Annotated in this window: 2 protein-coding genes; both read right to left on the reverse strand. The window is 33.1% G+C overall.

The window, feature by feature from the left end; all coding sequences use genetic code 11:
• Positions 1 to 833, reverse strand: an 833-nt coding sequence (locus tag BB781_RS15200; protein WP_164997935.1) for a S8 family serine peptidase, incomplete at its 3' end; no start/stop codon positions are given.
• Positions 834 to 838: 5 nt separating this feature from the next.
• The coding region (locus BB781_RS15205; protein ID WP_207205315.1) for a hypothetical protein at positions 839 to 1315 on the reverse strand (477 nt) is incomplete at its 5' end.

Below are 1315 nucleotides of genomic sequence, written 5' to 3' on the forward strand. Positions count from 1 at the left end.
TCTTCATTAGAGTGAGTGTTTTTCCATTCTTCAAGGATTAAAGCTGCGGAGCCGGAAACAACAGGTGTAGCATAGGACGTTCCCTTTATGAGGTCTGAATTGGAATCTACTTTTAAATTATAACCCGGTGCAACAATCTCTGGTTTCAATCTTCCATCTTCACATGGACCATAACTACTAAAATAAGCAGTATCAGAGAAATCATCTTCTTTAACGGCACCAACAGTTATTATATTTTTAGCAGTCCCGGGTGAAGTAATTATGGAATAGTTGTTAGAATTACTGTTCTTATTACCAGCTGATTTGAAAGCAATTATACCTGCATCACGAATTGCAGCATCATAATATTCAGAACATGACTCTGAATCAAAAGAAGTTGTATATACATTTACATTCGATTTATGTCCAAACGAGTTTGTAGAAATATCCATGAGTGAAGAAGAAAGTTCATTTTCCATGTTTTCATCGATATCATAGGAATACAATTCTACATCTGGTGCCATACCAGAGTACAAATTAACGTTATTTGAAGCAAGTATTAAAGCAACATTTGTTGCATGACTTGATACATTAGTATAATCTTCAATAATAAAAACCCGACCAGATAATTCACTTCTAGTACTGTTTATTTCTGAACTTTTTTCATCGTTATCATCTGTTTCCCATACACCTATTTTTATGCCATTTCCTAGCAAATTATAATAATCAGCCTCAGTTGTATGGACATAGTCTTTAACTTCTTCTAATACATTAATTGTCTCTCCATATGCTGTTTGGCTTGATACTAATAAAAGCACAGCTAAAATGAAAATAAGCCGATATTTGTGATTCATGCAACTCACCCTTTTCTACATAAACAAAATACTAACCCGAAAACCGAAATTGAAATTAATGCAGAGAAACCAGGTGATTTATTAACATTATTTGAGTCGATTTCAGTATTGTCCTCGTCTTCAATTAAAGAACTAACATTATTGTTCTCTATATCCTCTGAGTCTTCAAAAGAATCATCACTAACTGTTTCTTCATTCCTATATCCGTAAGAATGAACAGCATCTTCTGAAATTACATTTGTGATGTTGTTTTCATCAATAATAATATCATAAATATATGTATAATATGAGCTTGGAGTGGTATAATTATTTGTGTATTTAGTTACGACCGATAGCGCATTTTCGGATGTAACATCTTCATAAAACCTAATTGTCAAAATAATTTTTCCATCATCCAATCTTGCATATTCTGGTACAGATAAACCATACCCTCGTGGATCTTTATTCTCTACAAGTACTTCACCCATCCAACGAAGACCTAC

The organism is Methanolobus psychrotolerans (assembly GCF_002243045.1).
In the GTDB taxonomy this organism is placed as follows: domain Archaea; phylum Halobacteriota; class Methanosarcinia; order Methanosarcinales; family Methanosarcinaceae; genus Methanolobus; species Methanolobus psychrotolerans.